Genomic DNA, 397 nt, shown 5'->3' on the forward strand with positions numbered 1-397 from the left:
CAACATGTTCGAGTTCTGGGACTGGGTCGGCGGCCGGTACTCGTACGACTCGGCGATCGGCCTCTCCCTGATGATCGCCATCGGCCCGGACCGCTTCCGGGAGATGCTCGGCGGCTTCCGCCTCGTCGACGAGCACTTCCGCACCGCCCCCGCCGAGTCCAACGTGCCCCTGCTGCTGGGCCTGCTCGGCATCTGGTACGGCGACTTCCACGACGCCCAGTCGCACGCGGTGCTGCCGTACTCGCACTACCTGTCGAAGTTCACCGCCTACCTCCAGCAGCTCGACATGGAGTCCAACGGCAAGTCCGTCGGCCGCGACGGCAAGCCGGTGGACTGGCAGACCGGGCCGGTGGTGTGGGGCACGCCCGGCACCAACGGGCAGCACGCCTACTACCAG

Annotated in this window: 1 protein-coding gene; it reads left to right on the forward strand. The window is 68.5% G+C overall.

Going from position 1 to position 397, the window contains the following annotated elements; translation table 11 throughout:
- Positions 1-397 (forward strand): phosphoglucose isomerase-related protein (locus tag H0H10_RS00275; RefSeq protein WP_507227363.1); only part of this gene is annotated, 397 nt, incomplete at both ends.

This window comes from Streptomyces griseicoloratus, assembly GCF_014534645.1.
GTDB lineage: Bacteria > Actinomycetota > Actinomycetes > Streptomycetales > Streptomycetaceae > Streptomyces > Streptomyces griseicoloratus.